The organism is Pseudomonas sp. KBN10P06128 (assembly GCF_037574945.1).
GTDB classification, from domain to species: Bacteria; Pseudomonadota; Gammaproteobacteria; order Pseudomonadales; family Pseudomonadaceae; genus Pseudomonas; species Pseudomonas aeruginosa.
In genome coordinates, this window is the sequence record NZ_JBBELR010000001.1 from 4307729 (window position 1) to 4326566 (window position 18838).

19 protein-coding genes are annotated in these 18838 nt (G+C 67.0%); 12 read left to right on the forward strand and 7 right to left on the reverse strand.

Annotated elements, in window-relative coordinates; genetic code table 11:
- Window positions 1-60 precede the first annotated feature (60 nt).
- Entirely contained in the window at window positions 61-723 is a 663-nt protein-coding gene (locus tag VQ065_RS20110; RefSeq protein WP_003090904.1) for a glutathione S-transferase family protein, read from the forward strand.
- A 9-nt stretch (window positions 724-732) separates the two neighbouring features.
- Here the strand turns inward: VQ065_RS20110 and VQ065_RS20115 are convergent, their stop codons facing one another.
- Both VQ065_RS20115 and VQ065_RS20120 read right to left on the reverse strand, forming a co-directional pair.
- Window positions 733-1215 carry a GAF domain-containing protein gene (locus VQ065_RS20115; RefSeq protein WP_003090905.1) on the reverse strand — a complete coding sequence of 161 codons (483 nt, stop codon included), beginning with the start codon at window positions 1213-1215 and terminating at the stop codon, window positions 733-735.
- Entirely contained in the window at window positions 1212-2102 is an 891-nt protein-coding gene (locus VQ065_RS20120) for an ATP-binding protein (protein ID WP_003090906.1), read from the reverse strand. Before VQ065_RS20120 ends, VQ065_RS20115 begins: the two co-directional genes overlap by 4 nt.
- 82 nt (window positions 2103-2184) lie before the next feature.
- On the opposite strand from VQ065_RS20120, the gene sagS reads away from it, so the two are divergent.
- Complete coding sequence (gene sagS / locus VQ065_RS20125; RefSeq protein WP_023098511.1) at window positions 2185-4545, forward strand: two-component system sensor histidine kinase/response regulator SagS; 2361 nt, start codon at window positions 2185-2187, stop codon at window positions 4543-4545.
- Window positions 4546-4563: 18 nt separating this feature from the next.
- On the opposite strand, the gene ospR is transcribed toward sagS, so the two are convergent.
- The 3 genes from ospR to msrB form a co-directional block, all read right to left on the reverse strand.
- Window positions 4564-5055, reverse strand: a complete 492-nt coding sequence (gene ospR, locus VQ065_RS20130) for a hydroperoxide stress response transcriptional regulator OspR (protein ID WP_003090908.1) — start codon at window positions 5053-5055, stop codon at window positions 4564-4566.
- Window positions 5052-5537 (reverse strand): glutathione peroxidase, encoded by a 486-nt coding sequence (locus tag VQ065_RS20135; protein ID WP_003090910.1) that lies wholly within the window; start codon window positions 5535-5537, stop codon window positions 5052-5054. The genes ospR and VQ065_RS20135 overlap by 4 nt, the downstream gene beginning before the upstream one ends.
- Window positions 5538-5648: 111 nt before the next feature.
- Window positions 5649-6047 carry a peptide-methionine (R)-S-oxide reductase MsrB gene (gene msrB, locus VQ065_RS20140; RefSeq protein WP_003090911.1) on the reverse strand — a complete coding sequence of 133 codons (399 nt, stop codon included), beginning with the start codon at window positions 6045-6047 and terminating at the stop codon, window positions 5649-5651.
- Between the two features lie 184 nt (window positions 6048-6231).
- On the opposite strand from msrB, the gene VQ065_RS20145 reads away from it, so the two are divergent.
- The 4 genes from VQ065_RS20145 (at window position 6232) to VQ065_RS20160 (ending at window position 10223) form a co-directional block, all read left to right on the forward strand.
- Window positions 6232-7443, forward strand: a complete 1212-nt coding sequence (locus tag VQ065_RS20145) for a pyridoxal phosphate-dependent aminotransferase (RefSeq protein ID WP_003090913.1) — start codon at window positions 6232-6234, stop codon at window positions 7441-7443.
- Between the two features lie 50 nt (window positions 7444-7493).
- Complete coding sequence (locus VQ065_RS20150; RefSeq protein ID WP_003090914.1) at window positions 7494-7946, forward strand: hypothetical protein; 453 nt, start codon at window positions 7494-7496, stop codon at window positions 7944-7946.
- A 133-nt stretch (window positions 7947-8079) separates the two neighbouring features.
- Window positions 8080-8955 carry a protease HtpX gene (gene htpX / locus VQ065_RS20155; protein WP_003090915.1) on the forward strand — a complete coding sequence of 292 codons (876 nt, stop codon included), beginning with the start codon at window positions 8080-8082 and terminating at the stop codon, window positions 8953-8955.
- 140 nt (window positions 8956-9095) lie between these two features.
- On the forward strand, window positions 9096-10223 hold the full coding sequence (locus tag VQ065_RS20160) for a M14 family metallopeptidase (RefSeq protein WP_003090916.1): 1128 nt from the start codon (window positions 9096-9098) through the stop codon (window positions 10221-10223).
- A 31-nt stretch (window positions 10224-10254) separates the two neighbouring features.
- On the opposite strand, the gene VQ065_RS20165 is transcribed toward VQ065_RS20160, so the two are convergent.
- Both VQ065_RS20165 and VQ065_RS20170 read right to left on the reverse strand, forming a co-directional pair.
- A complete protein-coding gene (locus VQ065_RS20165) occupies window positions 10255-10911 on the reverse strand; it encodes a thiopurine S-methyltransferase (RefSeq protein ID WP_003090917.1) in 657 nt (218 codons plus the stop codon).
- A 55-nt stretch (window positions 10912-10966) separates the two neighbouring features.
- A complete protein-coding gene (locus tag VQ065_RS20170; protein WP_003090918.1) occupies window positions 10967-11413 on the reverse strand; it encodes a universal stress protein in 447 nt (148 codons plus the stop codon).
- A gap of 156 nt (window positions 11414-11569) precedes the next feature.
- On the opposite strand from VQ065_RS20170, the gene VQ065_RS20175 reads away from it, so the two are divergent.
- The 6 genes from VQ065_RS20175 (at window position 11570) to VQ065_RS20200 (ending at window position 18613) form a co-directional block, all read left to right on the forward strand.
- Window positions 11570-12502: a LysR family transcriptional regulator gene (locus VQ065_RS20175; protein WP_003090919.1), complete on the forward strand. Its 933-nt coding sequence runs from the start codon at window positions 11570-11572 to the stop codon at window positions 12500-12502.
- A gap of 137 nt (window positions 12503-12639) precedes the next feature.
- Window positions 12640-14232 carry an MFS transporter gene (locus VQ065_RS20180; RefSeq protein WP_003090921.1) on the forward strand — a complete coding sequence of 531 codons (1593 nt, stop codon included), beginning with the start codon at window positions 12640-12642 and terminating at the stop codon, window positions 14230-14232.
- A gap of 11 nt (window positions 14233-14243) precedes the next feature.
- Window positions 14244-15308 carry an HlyD family secretion protein gene (locus tag VQ065_RS20185; RefSeq protein WP_003090922.1) on the forward strand — a complete coding sequence of 355 codons (1065 nt, stop codon included), beginning with the start codon at window positions 14244-14246 and terminating at the stop codon, window positions 15306-15308.
- On the forward strand, window positions 15305-16744 hold the full coding sequence (locus VQ065_RS20190; RefSeq protein WP_003090923.1) for an efflux transporter outer membrane subunit: 1440 nt from the start codon (window positions 15305-15307) through the stop codon (window positions 16742-16744). The genes VQ065_RS20185 and VQ065_RS20190 overlap by 4 nt, the downstream gene beginning before the upstream one ends.
- A gap of 36 nt (window positions 16745-16780) precedes the next feature.
- Window positions 16781-17752, forward strand: a complete 972-nt coding sequence (locus VQ065_RS20195; RefSeq protein ID WP_003090924.1) for a LysR family transcriptional regulator — start codon at window positions 16781-16783, stop codon at window positions 17750-17752.
- Between the two features lie 90 nt (window positions 17753-17842).
- On the forward strand, window positions 17843-18613 hold the full coding sequence (locus tag VQ065_RS20200) for a DODA-type extradiol aromatic ring-opening family dioxygenase (protein ID WP_003090925.1): 771 nt from the start codon (window positions 17843-17845) through the stop codon (window positions 18611-18613).
- The last annotated feature ends 225 nt before the right edge of the window (window positions 18614-18838 follow it).

An 18838-nucleotide genomic window follows, 5' to 3' on the forward strand; every position in this document is an offset into this window, starting at 1 on the left:
TCCGGCCTGCCCACGGCAGCCGTGCTATAACCCAGGCTCATATCGACCGAGGAAATCGTTATGAGCCTGACACTCTACGGAGCCCCGCTGTCTCCGTTCGTCCGCAAGGTCCGCCTGCTCCTGGCCGAAAAGGGCCTCGACTACCAGTTGGAAGCGATCGCCCCGTTCGGCCAGCCGGCCTGGTATCGCGAGATCAGTCCGCTGGGCCGCATCCCGGCGTTACGCGACGGCGACCTGGCCCTCGCCGACTCCAGCGTGATCTGCCAGTACCTGGAAGAACGCTATCCCGAACCGCCGAATCTCCAGGGCGACGCCCCCGCCGGCCGCGCAGCGGTGCGCTGGCTGGAAAAATACGCCGACTACGAGATCGCTCCCCTGGCCACGCTGACGATCTTCCGCAACCGGATACTCAAGCCGGCGATGGGCCAGGCCTGCGAGGAGAACGACGTGCGTCGCGCGCTGGAGGAAAAGCTGCCAGCGCACTTCGATTACCTGGAAAACCATCTCGACGGCCGGGCCTTCTTCGTCGGCGAGCGACTGACCCTCGCCGACCTGGCGATCGCCAGCCAGTTGGTCAACCTGCGTCACGCCGGCGAAAACCTGGACGAGCAACGCTGGCCGGCCCTCGCCGTGCATTTCGCGCGGATGCTCGAACGCCCGGCGATGCAAGCGCTGCTGCCGGGGGAACGACGGACCCTCGACAAGCTCGCAGCGAAAGCCTGAACGCGTCGCTCAGCAGTCCGTCAGGCGCAGGAATATCTCCACCAGGCCTTCGATCCCGGCCTGGTCCTCGGCGCTGAAGCGTCCCACGCTCGGGCTGTCCAGATCGAGCACAGCGACCAGGCGGCCGTCCTTGAGCAGGGGCACCACCAATTCGCTGCTGGAAGCGCTGTCGCAGGCGATGTGGCCGGGAAACGCGTGGACGTCGTCGACCCGCTGGGTCAGCCGGGTACGCGCCGCGGCGCCGCAGACGCCCTTGGAGAAGGGAATGCGGACGCAGGCGACCTTGCCCTGGAACGGCCCCAGGACCAGTTCCTCGTTGCGGTTCAGATAGAAGCCGGCCCAGTTCAGGTCGCCCAGCTCATGGAAGAGAAAGGCGGAGAACTGCGCGGCGTTGGCGATGAAATCGCGCTCGTCGGCGAACAGCGCCTCGGCCTGCGCCGCCAGCAGGGCGTAGCCGGCCAGCCCGGCGCCAGATTGCTGCAGATCGATCATGCCTGGCGCTCCAGCAGTTGCTTGCCCACCCAGTAGCGGGAGAACTGATAGGCGCAACGGCCGTTGCGGTTGCCGCGGCCAAGCGCCCAGCGGATCGCTTCCTTCTCCAGTTCCTCGCTCCAGCTCCAGGCCAGCCCGGCCTTCTCCGCGAGCACGTCCACCCAGTGGCGAACCACGCTGAGGAAATGCTCCTGGGTGAAGGGATAGAACGACAGCCACAGGCCGAAACGGTCGGACAAGGCGATCTTGTCCTCCACCGCTTCGTTGGGGTGCAGCTCGCCGTCCACCATCTTCCAGTTCTCGTTGTCGCTCTGCTTCTCCGAAACCAGGTGCCGGCGGTTGGAGGTGGCGTAGAGCAGCACATTGTCCGGCGCCTGCTCCAGCGAGCCGTCGAGCACGCTCTTGAGTACCCGGTAGTCGCCTTCCCCGGCATCGAACGAGAGGTCGTCGCAGAACAGCACGAAGCGCTGCGGCAGGCCTTGCAGTTGCTCGACCACGCGCGGCAGGTCGGCCAGGTGGTCGCGCTCGATCTCGATCAGGCGCAGCCCGGCGCCGGCCAGCTCGGCCAGCAGCGCACGAACCAGAGAGGACTTGCCGGTCCCGCGGGCCCCCCAGAGCAACGCGTGGTTGGCCGGCTGGCCGGCGACGAACTGGCGGGTGTTGCGTTCCAGTTGCTCGCGCTGCCGCTCTACGCCCAGCAGGTCGGCCAGGCGCAGGTCGAGGCTGACCTCCAGCGGCTGCAGGTAGCCACTGCGGCCGTCGCGGTGCCAGCGCGCCGCCAGGCTGCGCTCCCAGTCGACGGCTTCGCGTACGGCCGGCAGCAGCGGCTCCAGGCGCGCGAGCACGCTTTCGGCGCGGGCAAGAAAATCGCTCAATCGGGAATCCACTCTGTTCTCCTCGGATCGGACTGACGTCACGGATCGATCATCGGTTGCGCCCAGGAACCCCGACAGACGGTCGGGATGGGCTATGCTAGGCGGCAGAACCTCGCCAAGGCTGATCCCCGCCCCCATGGATATAGCGCTGACCCATCGCCTGTCGTTCAAACAGGCCAGCCTCACCGTGCTGGTGGCCTTTATCCTGGGAACCCTGCTCAGCCTGATTCAGGTTGGCGTCGATTATGCCAGCCAGGACGCATCCATCAATCGCGAAGTGCGCGCGCTGCTGGACGTCAGCCACAACCCCGCCGCGCGAATCGCCTACAACATCGATGCGGAGCTGGCCCAGGAGCTGGTCCTCGGCCTGCTGCGTTCGCCCGCCGTAGTCCGCGCGGAAATCATCGACACCTCCGGCCTGCCGCTGGCCAGCGCCTCGCGCGAACCCGCCGAAAGCCGCCTGCGGCCGCTCAGCGACTTCCTCTTCGGCCACAAGCGGGTCTACGAGGACCCGTTGCATGTCGACCATGCGCCGGGCGAGGCCCTCGGCGTACTGCAGCTGGAAATCGACACCTTCGTGTTCGGCAACGACTTCCTCCGTCGCGCCGGCATCACCCTGCTCTCCGGCTTCGTGCGCAGCCTGCTGCTGTCGCTGATCCTGCTGGTGCTCTTCTATACCCTGCTGACCAAGCCCCTGGTCAGCCTGATCCAGGCCCTCAGCGGACACGATCCACGCTCGCCGGCACGCATGCGCCTGCCCTGCCCCAAGGGCCACGAACGCGACGAGATCGGCGTGCTGGTGGAAGTCATCAACCGCCAGCTCGGGCGCATCTCGGTAGAGATCGAACAGCGCCGGGAGGCGGAGAACCGCCTGACCCAGTACCTGGAGGAGCTGGAAAGCATCGTCGCCGCCCGTACCGCCGAGCTGAAGGCCGCCAACGCGCGCCTGACGCTATCCAACCAGGAACTCGAAGAAGCCCGCCAGACCGCTCTCGACATGGCCCAGGCCCGCGCCAGCTTCCTGGCCAACATGAGCCACGAGATCCGCACGCCGCTGAACGGCCTGCTCGGCATGCTCTCGCTGAGCCTCGACGGCCCGCTCACCCCGGAACAGCGCCAACAGCTGTCGATCGCCCACGACTCCGGCAAGGTGCTGGTGGAATTGCTCAACGACGTGCTCGACCTCTCCAAGTTCGAGGCCGGGCAACTGGTCCTGGAACAGATCCCGTTCGACCTGGGCGTCCTGGTGGAAGACACCGCCAGCCTCCTCTCGCAGAACGCCGCGGCCGGCGTGGAGTTGACCTGCCTGGTCGACCCCGCCCTGCCCGCCCAGGTTTCCGGCGACCCGACGCGGATTCGCCAGGTCGTCAGCAACCTGCTGTCCAACGCGCTGAAGTTCACCCGCCTGGGGCGGGTCGACGTTCGCGTGGAAGCCACCGCCGAGGGTGTGCGCATCAGTGTGCGCGACACCGGCATCGGCATCGCCCAGGAGGCGCTGGATCGCATCTTCCAACCGTTCACCCAGGCCGACGCGGGTATCACCCGCCAATACGGCGGCACCGGCCTCGGCCTGGCCCTCACGCGCAAGCTGTGCGAGGCCATGCAGGGCGAACTGACGGTGGAGTCGACGGTCGGCCTGGGCAGCCTGTTCAGCGTCGGCCTGCCGCTGGCACCGGTCAGCCCTCCGCTACAGGCGCTGCCGCTGCGCGGCCGGGTGATCGCGCAATGCTCGGCCAACAGCGGGCTGGCGCAGCTGCTGCAAACCTGGCTGCCGCGCTGGGGCCTGGAGTACAAGCGTCTGGAGACCGACGACAGCCTGCTCGGCCACTCGCTCGACGTACTGATATCGGATTGCCCGGACTGCCTGATGGGACTGCGTCCGAGCATCGGTACGCCGATCCTGCTGGTCACCGCCTACGGCAGTTTCCTCGAACCGGAGCTGGCCCGCCGCCTGTTGCCGTTGCGCCAACTGGCCAGGCCGCTGAGTCGCAACCAGTTGTACCAGGCCCTGAAACATGTGCTCGAACACACCGCCATAGCCCCGTCGAGCGCCTCGGACACCGCGGGAGAACAGCGCAACACCCGGGTCCTGCTGGTGGAGGACAACCCGGTCAACCAGTTGGTCGCCAAGGGCCTGCTGCACAAGCTCGGCTGCCAGGTATGGATCGCCGAACACGGGCTGAATGCCCTGAAGATGCTGGAGGAGCATCCCATCGACCTGGTCCTGATGGACTGCAACATGCCGGTGATGGACGGCTACGAAGCGACCCGGCAGATCCGCGACAGCGGACGCTGGGGCGGCCTGCCGATCATCGCGCTGACCGCCAACGCCCTGCCGGACGAGCGCGAACGTTGTCGTGCCGCCGGCATGGACGACTACCTGGCCAAGCCCTTCCACCGCGACGAACTGAAGGCCATCCTCGACCGCTGGTGCCCGCTCACCGCGGGCGACTAGCCGGTCTCGCGACGACGGCTAGCCTCCCACCACCAGGCGAAAACGCGACAGCAACCCGCCCAGGCGCTGGTGCAGGTCGAACATCTCGTTGAGGTCGAAACCGGTGCTGCAGATCAGTTGCTGGCGCAGCGGAATGACCCGTTCGCGCAAGGTGATCCCTGGCACCGTCAGCGCCAGGTGCACCTCCCGCTCATCGTGGCTGGCGCGACGGCGATCCACCAGGCCGAGCTGTTCGAGGCGCTTGAGCAAGGGCGTCAGGGTTCCCGAGTCGAGCAGCAGGCGGTCGCCCAGGGCCTTCACCGTCGGCTGCTCCGGCGGGCTCGCATGCCACTCCCAGAGCACCAGCATGACCAGGTACTGCGGATAGGTCAGGCCGATCTGTTCGAGCAGCGGCCGATAGCCGCGAATCACTGCGCGCGAGGCGGCGTACAGCTTGAAACACAGCTGGTTGTCGAGCAGCAGCGATTCTTCGACGCCATCCGGCCTGGCGACTTTTCCCCGGGTGCTCATTCAAGCAGCGCCTCGATCGCCGAGCTCAGCTCCTCCGGCTTGGTGGTCGGCGCGTAGCGCTTCACCACCTGGCCATCGCGGCCGATCAGGAACTTGGTGAAGTTCCACTTGATGCCCTGGCTGCCGAGCAGGCCCGGCGCGCGCTTCTTCAGGCTGACGAACAACGGGTGGGCGCCGGCGCCGTTGACCTCGATCTTCCTGAACAGCGGGAAGCTCACCCCGTAGTTCAGTTCGCAGAACTGCGAAATCTCGCCCTCGTCGCCCGGTTCCTGCTTGCCGAACTGGTTGCAGGGGAAGCCGAGCACCACCAGTCCGCGCTCACGGTATTTTTCCCACAAGGCCTCCAGCCCCTGGTACTGCGGGGTGAAGCCGCACTTGCTGGCGGTGTTCACCACCAGCAGCGCCTTGCCGCCGAAATCGGCCAGGGTCTTCTGTTCGCCCTTGATGGTGGTGCAGGGAATGCTCAGCAGAGAATCGCTCATGGCTTGTCTTCCTTGTTGAGGGTAGGTCTCGAAACAAAGTAGCTAGCAATTCAATTGCACACAACTTGATTGAATGAAAAACGACCCGAACCAAAGACGGGTCGTCGCTCTCTAGCTCTCCCGCGGCACCAGCTTCAGCGAGGCCGAGTTGATGCAGTAACGCAACCCGGTGGGCCGGGGGCCATCCGGGAAGACGTGCCCCAGGTGGGCATCGCAGCGACCGCAGCGGACTTCGATGCGGTGCATGCCGTGGCTGAAGTCGTCCAGTTCGCGGACCGCCTCGGCGTCCACCGGCTGGAAATAGCTCGGCCAACCGCTGCCGGAGTCGTACTTGGCGTCGGAGTCGAACAACGCCGTGCCGCAGCAGGTGCAATGATAGATCCCGGGGGTCTTGGTGGCGTGGTATTCGCCACTGAAGGCGCGTTCGGTACCGCCCAGGCGACAGATGTGGAACTGCTCTTCGGTCAACTCCTCGCGCCAGGAGTCCAGGGGTTTGTCGATCTTGCTCATCGGCTCTACCTCGCGATCTGAAAAATGCCCGGCGCTCCCTTTTCCGGGGGACGGGCCGCACGTATCATGCGTGCTCCTTATAGACGCCAGTCTGTCATCCGCGTTACAGCCTGCCAAGCCGCGATCCAGCGGGCTTTTCGCAGCCTGTTCCACGGTGTTCGCTCACTTCGGGACTCGACACATCATGCAGGTCAGCAAATCGAACAAGCTCGCCAACGTCTGCTATGACATTCGCGGGCCGGTGCTCAAGCACGCCAAACGCCTAGAGGAAGAGGGTCACCGCATCCTCAAGCTGAATATCGGCAACCCGGCGCCGTTCGGTTTCGAAGCTCCCGAGGAAATCCTCCAGGACGTCATCCGCAACCTGCCGACCGCCCAGGGCTACAGCGACTCCAAGGGCCTGTTCAGCGCGCGCAAGGCAGTGATGCAGTATTACCAGCAGAAGCAGGTGGAGGGCGTCGGCATCGAGGACATCTACCTCGGCAACGGCGTGTCGGAACTGATCGTGATGTCCATGCAGGCGCTGCTGAACAACGGCGACGAGGTGCTGATCCCCGCTCCCGACTACCCGCTGTGGACCGCCGCGGTCAGCCTCGCCGGCGGCAAGCCGGTGCACTACCTGTGCGACGAGCAGGCCAACTGGTGGCCGGACCTCGAAGACATCAAGGCGAAGATCACGCCGAATACCAGGGCGATGGTGATCATCAACCCGAACAACCCCACCGGCGCGGTGTATTCCAGGGAAGTGCTGGAAGGCATGGTCGAACTGGCCCGCCAGCACAACCTGGTGCTGTTCTCCGACGAGATCTACGACAAGATCCTCTACGACGGCGCCGTCCACGTCTCCACCGCCTCGCTGGCGCCGGACGTGCTCTGCCTGACCTTCAACGGCCTGTCCAAATCCTACCGGGTGGCCGGCTTCCGCTCCGGCTGGGTGGCGATCTCCGGGCCCAAGCAGCGGGCACAGAGCTATATCGAAGGTCTCGACATCCTCGCCAACATGCGCCTGTGCGCCAACGTCCCGGCGCAGCACGCGATCCAGACCGCCCTGGGCGGCTACCAGAGCATCAACGATCTGGTCCTGCCGCCGGGGCGCCTGCTGGAGCAGCGCAACCGCGCCTGGGAACTGCTCAACGACATCCCCGGCGTCAGCTGCGTGAAGCCGATGGGCGCGCTGTACGCCTTCCCGCGGATCGACCCGAAGGTCTGCCCGATCCACAACGACGAAAAGTTCGTCCTCGACCTGCTGCTCTCGGAAAAACTGCTGATCGTCCAGGGCACCGCCTTCAACTGGCCGTGGCCCGACCACTTCCGGGTGGTCACCCTGCCTCGCGTCGATGACCTGGAGCAGGCGATCCTGCGCATCGGCAGCTTCCTCAAGGGCTACCAGCAGTAACCCCCCGCTCCCGCGGCGCCGCTGGCGCCGCCCTGCCCGGCGACCCATCCATGGACCTGCAGATCGACGACTTCCACAAGGACGCCGCTGGCGGCCTCCTGCTTCTCTACCAGGCGTTTCCGCGCAAGACCGCGCTCTACGTCGAAGACCTGATCGGCCGCGAGCCGCCGGACGAGTTCGGCCTGCCGAGCAAACGTCACCAAAGTTGTCTGGGCGCGTTGCTCTGGCTCGCCGAGGAAGGCTACCTGCGCTTCGCCAACACCATTCATTACGAGGCTCTCGACCAGGCGGTGCTCAGCGAAAAGGCCTTCCTAAGACTTACCCGTATCGTCCCCCGGGCCGCGGCGGCGCTGGCCGAGGCGCCGGCCAGCGTCCGCCGCGAACAGGCCAGCCTGGCCAACCAGTTGCGCCAGGCGCTGGCGCAGGGCGACGGCGAACGCCTGGCCGGGCTGACCCGCCTGCTGTTCGAGGGCAACCTGGGCGCGCAAGGCGACACAGTTTGAAATAGTCCCTCGATTGAATCGCCATGGACCGCCCCTTATATAACCCCGCATGATTATCAGGAGCCCGTTCGCCCGCCCCGGCGGCCTGCGAACCGCGCTCCGTGCCTTCAGCCGTGAGGAGAAGCTTTACACCATGATGCGCATCCTGTTGTTCCTGGCCACCAACCTGGCAGTCCTGGTGATTGCCAGCATCACCCTGAAACTGCTCGGGGTGGACCGCTTCACCGGCCAGAATTACGGCAGCCTGCTGGTCTTCTGCGCCGTGTTCGGTTTCGCCGGTTCGCTGGTCTCGCTGTTCATCTCCAAGTGGATGGCGAAGATGAGCACCGGTACCGAAGTCATCAGCCAGCCGCGCACCCGTCACGAACAGTGGCTGCTGCAGACCGTCGAAGAGCTGTCCCGCGAAGCCGGCATCAAGATGCCGGAGGTCGGCATCTTCCCCGCCTACGAGGCCAACGCCTTCGCCACCGGCTGGAACAAGAACGACGCGCTGGTCGCGGTCAGCCAGGGCCTGCTCGAACGTTTCTCGCCCGATGAGGTGAAAGCCGTCCTCGCCCACGAGATCGGCCACGTCGCCAACGGCGACATGGTCACCCTGGCGTTGATCCAGGGCGTGGTGAACACCTTCGTGATGTTCTTCGCGCGAATCTTCGGCAACTTCGTCGACAAGGCCATCCTGAAGAACGAGGACGGCCCGGGCATCGGCTACTTCGTCGCGACCATCTTCGCCGAACTGGTGCTCGGCATCCTCGCCAGCATCATCGTCATGTGGTTCTCGCGCCGCCGCGAGTTCCGCGCCGACGCCGCCGGCGCCCACCTGGCCGGCACCGGCGCGATGATCGCCGCGCTGCAACGCCTGCGTTCGGAACAGGGCGTGCCGGTGCAGATGCCCGACACCCTGAACGCCTTCGGCATCAATGGCGGCCTCAAGCACGGCCTGGCCGGCCTGCTGATGAGCCACCCGCCGCTGGAAGATCGTATCGAAGCGCTGCGCGCCAGCGCACGCTGATCCGCTTTCACACTTGGGACAGGGCGACCATCGGTCGCCCTTTTTTTATGCCCGGGAAAGCCACCTATCCATGGTCGCTTTGACAGCCGCGGGCCAGCCCCGGAACATGCGGGTGCGTGATTTCGCCCGATGAGGTTCCCATGCAGATCCGCGCCGATTTCGACAGCGGCAACATCCAGGTCATCGATGCCAGCGATCCCCGCCGGATCCGCCTGGCGATCCGTCCCGACCTGGCCAGCCAGCATTTCCAGTGGTTCCACTTCAAGGTCGAGGGCATGGCTGCCGCCACCGAGCACCGCTTCACCCTGGTCAACGCCGGCCAGTCGGCCTACAGCCATGCCTGGAGCGGCTACCAGGCAGTCGCCTCGTACGATGGCGAACGCTGGTTCCGCGTACCGTCGCAATACGACGCCGACGGCCTGCATTTCCAGCTTGAACCGGAGGAAAGCGAAGTCCGCTTCGCCTACTTCGAGCCCTACAGCCGCGAACGGCATGCCCGCCTGGTCGAACGTGCGCTCGGCATCGAGGGCGTCGAACGGCTCGCCGTCGGCACCAGCGTGCAAGGCCGCGACATCGAATTGCTGCGGGTCAGGCGCCATCCCGACAGCCACCTGAAGCTGTGGGTCATCGCCCAGCAGCATCCCGGCGAGCACATGGCCGAATGGTTCATGGAAGGCCTGATCGAGCGCCTGCAGCGGCCGGACGACACGGAAATGCAGCGCCTGCTGGAAAAGGCCGACCTGTACCTGGTGCCGAACATGAACCCGGACGGCGCGTTCCACGGCAACCTGCGCACCAACGCCGCCGGCCAGGATCTCAACCGGGCCTGGCTGGAGCCGAGCGCCGAGCGCAGCCCGGAAGTCTGGTTCGTCCAGCAGGAGATGAAGCGCCATGGCGTCGACCTGTTCCTCGACATCCACGGCGACGAGGAAATCCCCCACGTATTCGCCGCCGGCTGCGAGGGCAACCCGGGCTATACGCCCCGCCTGGAACGACTCGAGCAACGCTTCCGCGAGGAACTGATGGCGCGCGGCGAATTCCAGATCCGCCATGGCTACCCACGTAGTGCGCCGGGCCAGGCCAACCTGGCGCTGGCCTGCAACTTCGTCGGGCAGACCTACGACTGCCTGGCGTTCACCATCGAGATGCCGTTCAAGGACCACGACGACAACCCGGAGCCCGGGACCGGCTGGTCCGGCGCCCGCTCCAAGCGGCTCGGCCAGGACGTCCTGAGCACCCTTGCGGTGCTGGTCGACGAACTCCGCTGAAAATGGACGGGGCGCCGCGCGGCGCCCCGTTTCAGCCTCTCTCCAGCAGGTAGACGGCCTCGTTCAGCCAGGACACCCCGCGCTCGAGGAATTTCCAGTTGACGCCGAGCACGTCGCCGCGCTCCAGTTCCTCGATCCGCCAACCGCCAGCGTAGTAGCCACGCACCTCCTCGTCGGGCACGGCGAACGGCGGACCGGCCATCTCCGCCTGCGGGTAGTCGATGGTGACCAGCAAGCCGAGGCTGCGCGTCGGCAGGACCGCCTGGAGATGCCCGGCATAGCGCTCGCGCATCTCCGGCGGCAGGGCGATCAGCGCGGCGCGGTCGTAGAACGCCCTGCACTGCGCCAGGTGCTCTGCCTGCAAGGCGAAGAAATCACCCTGCAGCAGGGTGATGCCGGCGACCCGGTAGCGGCGGAAACCACCCAGTTGATCGATCTCGGGGCGCAGGTCGTGCTCCTCGAAGAAGTCGCTCACGGCCTTTTCCGAAAGCTCCACCCCCAGCACCTCCAGTCCCTGGGCGGCCAGCCAGGCCAGGTCCAGGGTCTTGCCGCACAACGGCACCAGGATCCGTTCGCCCGCTTGCAGTCGCAGCCGCGACAGGTGGCGCATCAGGTAGGGATTGATCTCGTCCAGGTGGAAGCCGATCTGGTTGTTCGCCCAGCGGGTGTGCCAAAAATCCGCCTGCATCCTGCCCTCCGCATTCGTGGAAAAACCCGCAAGGTGGCGATAATCGGCTGGCAGGTCAACTCCCCTGCGCATCTTCCTCGCGCACTTCCACCAGCACCGGACACGGCGCCTCGCGGATCACCCGGTCGCCAACTGAAGGATCGAGCAGGCGCTCCAGCCGTCCCAAGTGCCGATGGCCGATGACGATCAGCTCGCAGCCCAGGCGCCGCGCCTCGCCCAGGATCACCTGCACCGGGTCGCCGGCGCGTAGCTCGGCCTGTACCTCCAGCTCGCACCCGGCTAGCAGCGCACAGGCCTCGTCGAGCACCTGCCGGGCCTCTTCGCACTCGTGCGCGGCGGGCGGATAGTCGAGCAGCGTCGGCCGGCCCGGCAACGCATAGCCGGCGTCCACCGCGCACAGCAGGTGGACCCTCGCGCCCGGCGCGGCGGCCTGCCGCGCCAGCTCGGCAATGCGACGGGTCTGCGGGCCGCCGTCGATGGCGACCAGGAGTGTATGGAACATCGGCAAATCCTCGGACAGGGCGTACACCGGCATTCTTCGGTAGCCACCGGCGCGCGTAAAGGCATCGCGGACGCAATCCAGCAATGCAGCGAACGCACGCCTGGGAGGGCAAAAGACTGCACCTTGCGCACTAAAGGGTGCTTATACTTCCACTCCATGCATCTTCCCGATATGAATCTCCTGGTCGCCCTCAACGTTCTTCTCGAAGAGGGCAGCGTGGTCGGAGCCGCGCGCCGCATGCACCTCAGCCCACCGGCGATGAGCCGTACCCTGTCGCGGATCCGCGAGGCGGTAGGCGACCCGATCATGGTCCGCGCCGGCCGCAAGCTGGTGCCCACGCCCCGCGCCCTGGAACTGCAAGAGCAGGTCCGGCAACTGGTGGACCAGGCCCGCGACCTGTTCAACACCCGCGAGACCATCCAACTGGACAAGCTGGAGCGCTGCTTCACCCTGCGTTCCAACAACACCCTGGTCGGCGGTCTGGCCACCCGCATACTGGAAATCTTCAGCAAGGAAGCGCCACGCTGTACCCTGCGCTTCGCCCCGGAATCGGACATAGACGACGAAGCTCTGCGGCAGAACCGCATCGACCTCTACATCGGCGCCTCGTCCTGGATGGAGCCCGAGGTCAAGACCCAGCAACTGCTCACCACCCGCTTCGTCGGCCTGGCCCGCCAGGGGCATCCGATCTTCGACGGCGACATCACCCCGCAGCGCTTCGCCGCCTTCCCCCACATCAGCGTCTCGCGCCGCGGACTCCACCACGGCCCGCTGGACCAAGCCCTGGGAGAGCTGGGGGTGACCCGCCAGGTCAAGCTGGTCTGCGCAACCTTCCACTCGGCGATCTTCGCCCTGCCCGGTTCCGACCTGCTGTTGCCGATCGCCGAGCACTCCCTGTGGCGGGCCAACCGACTGGGCCTGGGCCTGCGCCAGTTCGACATCCCGGTGCCATTGAAGACCGTGATGGTGGTCCAGGCCTGGCATCCACGCTTCGACAACGATCCCGCGCACCGCTGGTTCCGGCAAACGGTCAAGCGGCTTTGCGAGGAAGTGCAGAACGATCCCCATCCGCTGCTGGGCTCCAACTGATATAGATGCGTGGAATGCACTGATTCATTTCGATCATTTCAATTTTCACACTACCGGGACGCTCCTAGACTGCGGCGGAAATCAGAAGAGTTTCCGCCCATGCCTTGTTTCCCCACCCTCGCCGTAGCGAGGTCGCGATGACTTCGCTCGCCACCCCGCTCGGCCAGCCGACGCCAACCGCAGCCCCCGCCGCCCAGCCTTTCGGCACGCGCATCGTGGTCGGCCTGCTCGGCGTGCTGCTCGCCTCGCTCACCGCCGGTCTCAATGGTCATGTCACCGAGATCGCCATGACCGATGTGCGCGGCGCACTCGCCATCGGCCATGACGAAGGCACCTGGCTGACCGTGCTCTACGAAGCCACCCAGGTCGCCGCCATGGCATTCGCGCCCTGGTGTTCGGTGACCTTTTCCCTGCGCCGCTTCACGCTCTTCGCCATCGGCGGCTTCGCCCTGCTGGCCCTGCTCTGTCCGTTCGCGCCGAACCTCGAGAGCCTGCTGGTCCTGCGCACCCTGCAAGGGTTGATGGCCGGCTGCCTGCCGCCGATGCTGATGACCGTGGCGCTACGCTTCCTGCCGCCGGGGATAAAGCTCTACGGCCTGGGCGCCTATGCCCTCACCGCGACCTTCGGGCCCAACCTGGGCCTGCCGCTGGCGGCGTTCTGGTTCGAATACGTCGGCTGGCAGTGGGTGTTCTGGCAGGTCATTCCGCTGTGCCTGGTGGCGATGGCCGCGGTGTCCCATGGTCTGCCCCAGGACCCGGTGCGCCTGGAACGCTTCCGCCAGTTCGACGGCATCGGCCTGCTCACCGGTTTCCCGGCGATCTGCGCCCTGGTGATCGGTCTGCTGCAAGGCGAACGCCTGGACTGGTTCGAGTCGCCGCTGATCTGCCTGCTGCTGGGCAGCGGCAGCCTCCTGCTGGGGCTGTTCCTGGTCAACGAATGGAGCCACCCGCTGCCGTTCTTCCGCCTGCAGTTGCTGAAGCGGCGCAACCTGACCTTCGCCCTGATCACCCTGGCCGGCGTGCTGGTGGTGCTCGGCGCGAGCATGGGCGTGCCGACCGAATTCCTCGCCGAAATCCGCGGCTACCGCCCCCTGCAGAGCGTACCCATGGTGTTGCTGGTGGCTCTTCCGCAGCTCGTCGCGCTGCCGCTGGTGGCGGCCCTCTGCAACATCCCGCGGATCGACTGCCGCTGGGTGCTGGCCTGCGGCCTGTGCCTGTGCGCCGGTGCCTGCCTGAGCTTCAGCCAACTGACGGCGGACTGGGTGCGCGAGGACTTCTACCTGCCGATGCTGTTACTGGTGGTCGGCCAGCCGATGGCGGTGATTCCGCTGCTGATGCTCTCCACCAGCGTCATCGCGCCCATCGAGGGGCCCTTCGCCTCAGCCTGGTTCAACACCGTCCGCGGCTTCTCCGGGGTAGTCGCCACCGCGGTGATCGGCGCTCTCGGCACCGCCCGCGAGCACTACCACTCCAACCGCCTGGTGGATCACCTGGGCAATGCGTCCCAGGCCGTCGAACTGCGCCTGCAACAGATCGCCGGCCTGCAACCGGGCGCCGACTCCGGCGCGCACTGGCAGCACCTGGCCGAACAGGCCCGCCAACAGGCCCAGGTGCTGGGCAACGCCGACGTGCTGCTGGCGATGACCGGCCTGGCCTGCGCCCTGCTGATCCTGATTCCGATCCTGCCGCAACGGGCCTACCCGCCCCGCCCGGTCGCTCCCACACACTGAAAGGTCGCTGTATGTCGTTCATCACTTCGCGCAAGGGCAGCCTGCTGCTCGCCGCCCTGCTGGTCCTGATCCTACTGGTCTACCTGCTGTTCCACCTGCTCGCCCCACGGGTCGTGCAGAGCACCGACGACGCCTATGTGCACGCCGATTTCACCCTGGTCGCGCCGAAAGTCGCCGGCTTCGTCCAGGACGTTCTGGTCGAGGACAACCAGCCGGTCAAGGCCGGCCAGTTGCTCGCCCGCCTCGACGACCGCGACTTCCGCACCGCCCTGGCCGCCGCCGAAGCCGACGTGCTCGGTGCCGAGGCCAACCTCGCCAATGCCGAGGCCAACCTGCAACGCCAGCAGGCGCTGATCGAACAGGCGCGGGCCAAGGTCCGCGCCGAGCAGGCCGAGCTGGTCTTCGCCCGTCACGAGCAAAGCCGCTACCAGACCCTCGCCAGCAAGGGCGCCGGCAGCCTGCAGAACGCCCAGCAGGCGCAATCGCGGATCGATACCGCCAGCGCCCGGCTGGCCGAGGGCCAGGCCGCGGTGGATGCCACGCGCAAGCAGGTGAGCGTCCTCGAAGCCCGCGTCGGCCAGGCCCGTGGCGACCTGCAACGCATGCAGGCGCGACGCGACCAGGCCCGCCTGGACCTCTCCTACTGCGAACTCCGCGCACCCTTCGACGGCCAGGTCGGCCGCCGCCAACTGCGCGTCGGCGCCTATGTCACGCCGGGCAGCGCGCTGCTGGCGGTGGTGCCCCTGCAGCAGGCCTACGTGGTCGGCAATTTCCAGGAAACCCAACTGACCCACGTCTCTCCCGGACAGGCCGTGGAGATCCGCGTCGATACCTTCCCCGGCGAGGTTCTGCGCGGCCATGTCGACAGCATCGCACCGGCCACCGGCCTGAGCTTCGCGCCGATCGCCCCGGACAACGCCACCGGCAACTTCACCAAGGTGGTCCAGCGGATCCCGGTGAAGATCGTTCTCGAGCCGCGCCAGACCATGGCGGGCAAGTTGCGTGTGGGCATGTCGGTGGAAGCACGGATCGACACCGCGACCGGCACCCACTCCGCCGAGGTCGCCCAGCAATGAAAGGCACTCCGCTCCTGCTTATTGCCAGCCTTGCGCTCGGCGCCTGCAGCCTCGGTCCCGACTTCACCCGCCCGGACCGCCCTGCGCCCGGCGACTGGTCGCTCCAGGCCGCTGCCGGCAACCCCAGCCACCTCGCCGCCGCGCCACTCGCAGCACAATGGTGGACGCTGTTCGACGACGCGCAATTGAACGCCCTGCTGCAACGGGTCCAGCGTGCCAACCTCGACCTGCGCAGCGCCGCGGCGCGCCTGCAGCAGAGCCGCGCGATCCGTCGCAGCCTCGGCGGTGACGCCCTGCCCTCGGTGGACGCCAGCGGCAACTACCAGCGCCAGCGGACCACCAGCGCCGGCCTGTTCGATCCTTCCGGCAAGGCCGGCAAAGGCAACTACAACCACGCCCTGGCCGGCTTCGACGCCTCTTGGGAGCTGGACTTCTGGGGCCGCGTGCGACGCGAGCTGGAAGCCGCCGACGCGACGGTGGAAGCCAGCGAGAACGAACTGCGCGACGTGCAGGTCTCGGTGCTGGCGGAAGCCGCGCGCGACTATATCCAGTTGCGCGGCGAACAGAGCCGTGCGGCGATCATCCGTGACAACCTCGAGACCGCACGGCGCAGCCTGGAACTCACCCGCACGCGCCTGGCCAACGGCGTCGCCACCGACCTCGAGGTAGCCCAGGCGCTGGCCCAGGTGGCCAGCATGGAGGCACGCCTGCCCGAGGTGGAAAAGAACCAGGCGCACCTGGTCAACGCCCTTGGCTACCTGGTCGGAGCCAGCCCCGGCAGCCTGCTCGCCGAACTCGGCCCGGCGCGGGAGATTCCACGTCCGCCGGGCAGCGTGCCGGTCGGCCTGCCGTCCGAACTGGCCCAGCGCCGCCCCGACATCCGTCGTGCCGAAGCGCGCCTGCACGCCGCTACCGCCAGCATCGGCGTGGCCAAGGCGGACTTCTATCCGCGCATCACGCTCAACGGCAACTTCGGTTTCGAATCCCTGCAACTGTCCAGCCTGGGCGACTGGGACCATCGCCAGTTCGCCATCGGCCCGGCGTTCAGCCTGCCGATCTTCGAAGGCGGACGCCTGCGCGGACGCCTGGAGCTACGCGAGGCACAGCAGCAGGAAGCCGCCATCGACTACCAGCGCACTGTGCTGCGTGCCTGGCAGGAAGTCGACGACGCGATGCACGACTACGCCGCCAACCAGCGCCGCCAGGAGCGCCTCGGCGAAGCCGTGGCGCAGAACCGCCGCGCCCTGCAGAGCGCCCGCGAGCAATACCGCGCCGGCGCGGTGGACTTCCTCAGCGTGCTCGACAGCCAGCGGCAACTGCTGGACAACCAGGAACAGCAGGTCGCCAGCGACGAAGCGGTGTCTCTGACCCTGGTCAACCTCTACAAGGCGCTGGGCGGCGGCTGGAGCCCAACGTCCGACCCGGCGTCGGGCTGAGACGACGCCGGGCGCGGACCGGCGAAGGAGTTGGAAATGGACCTGCTGCACGGTATCCGGACCTTCGTCCGCGTGGTGGAGCACGGCAGCTTCACCCAGGCCGCCCAGGCGCTGGGCACCTCTCCGGCGACCGTTTCGCGCCAGGTCGCCGGGCTCGAACAGGCGCTCTCGGCGCGCCTGCTGCAACGCAATACGCGCAGCGTCGTGGTGACGGAAAGCGGTCTGCGCTACTACGAGCATTGCAAGCAGATCCTGCGTACGGTCGCCGCCGCCGCGGCGGACGTCGAAGACAGCCAGTCCCACGCCAGTGGTCGCCTGCGCCTCCACGCGGTGACCGAACTGGGCCTCGAGCACCTGATGCCGCTACTGGTGGACTACCTGGACGGCCATCCGGACGTCTCCGTCGACCTCACGCTGGCCCAGGGCACCCCGGCCCTGCTCGAGGAAGGCCTGGACGTGCTGATCACCCTCGGCCGAACCTTGCCGGACTCGACCCTGGTCGCCCGCGATCTCGGCCAGGTGTTCAGCGTGGTCTGTGCCGCGCCGGAATACCTGGCACGGCATGGCGTGCCGCGCACGCCGGAGGACCTGCTGCGGCATCGCTGCCTGAACGTGGCCGCGCCGTCCTGCCCGCAGGGATGGGCCTTCGCCGGCGAACGCGGCGAAACGCTGCTCGATCTCGATGAGGCGCTCAAGGTCAACCTCCCCGAGGCCGCCTGCGCCGCCGCCGCGGCCGGGCTCGGCGTCTGCCTGCTGCCCGGCTTCGTCGCCGCCCGCGCGCTGCAGGAAGGCAGCCTGTTGCGACTACTGCCGGGCCATCGACTGCACGTCCGCGAGGTGTTCGTGCTGTACTCCTCGCGGCGCTACCTGGACGCCAAGATCCGCACCTGGGTGGACTTCCTCAGGGAACGCCTGCCCCTGGCGTTCGAGCGTGACCGGGCGATCCTCGACGATCGGCGCTACTGGGCGGAAAGCCCAACCGGCGTAGCGCGCGAGACCGCGACCTAACGTCTGGATCGATAGGTATCCTCAAAAACATATACTGGTTTTCGATTGATCGAGGGAGGAACATGGCTCATCCGAGTCATGAGGTGAATCATGCTACCGACTCTCTATATTTCCCACGGCTCACCGATGCTCGCCCTCGAACCGGGCGCCAGCGGCGTACAACTGCGCCGCCTGGCTACAGAGCTGCCGCGGCCGAAGGCGATCCTGGTGGTTTCCGCGCACTGGGAAAGCGACGACCTGCGAGTAACCGGCGCCGCGGCGCCGGATATCTGGCACGACTTCTACGGCTTTCCGCCGCCCCTCTACGCCGTGCGCTACCCGGCCAAGGGCGCGCCGGCGCTGGCGCAGCGGACGATCGAACTGCTCCAGGCCGCCGGCCTGCCGGCCCAGGCCGACCCACAGCGACCATTCGACCACGGCACCTGGGTGCCGCTGAGCCTGATGTACCCGCAGGCGGACATCCCGGTGCTCCAGCTGTCCCTGCCGAGCCGCCTCGGTCCGGCCCTGCAGAGCCGCGTCGGCCAGGCCCTGCGCCAACTGCGCGGGGAAGGCGTGCTGCTGATCGGTTCCGGCAGCATCACCCACAACCTGGGCGAACTGGACTGGCACACCGGACCGGAAGCCATCGCGCCCTGGGCGCGGGAGTTCCGTGACTGGATGGTGGAAAAGCTCCAGGCCGACGACGAGGCCGCGCTTCACGACTACCGCCGGCAGGCGCCCTGGGCGGCGCGCAACCACCCCAGCGACGAGCACCTGCTGCCGCTGTTCTTCGCCCGCGGCGCGGGCGGCGGCGGGATGCGCGTCGAGCACAGCGGCTTTACCCTGGGCTCGTTGGGGATGGATATCTATCGCTTCGATTGACAGAACTTCTCGTGGGACTGGCGGAGAGCATTGGCTTCCCGCCGCAAGCTGGGTGGACTCGGCTGGCAGCCAGGAAATCGCGAGCGATATAGTCCTGTAGCGCGGATAACGCCATAGGCGTTATCCGCGATGTCATGGATAGGCGGCAGATCAGGGCTTCGGTATGTGCAGGTCTGGCATGCACGACGTGGTGCCTGCCCTGGCGGCTGGGCAAGTCTTTTGTTT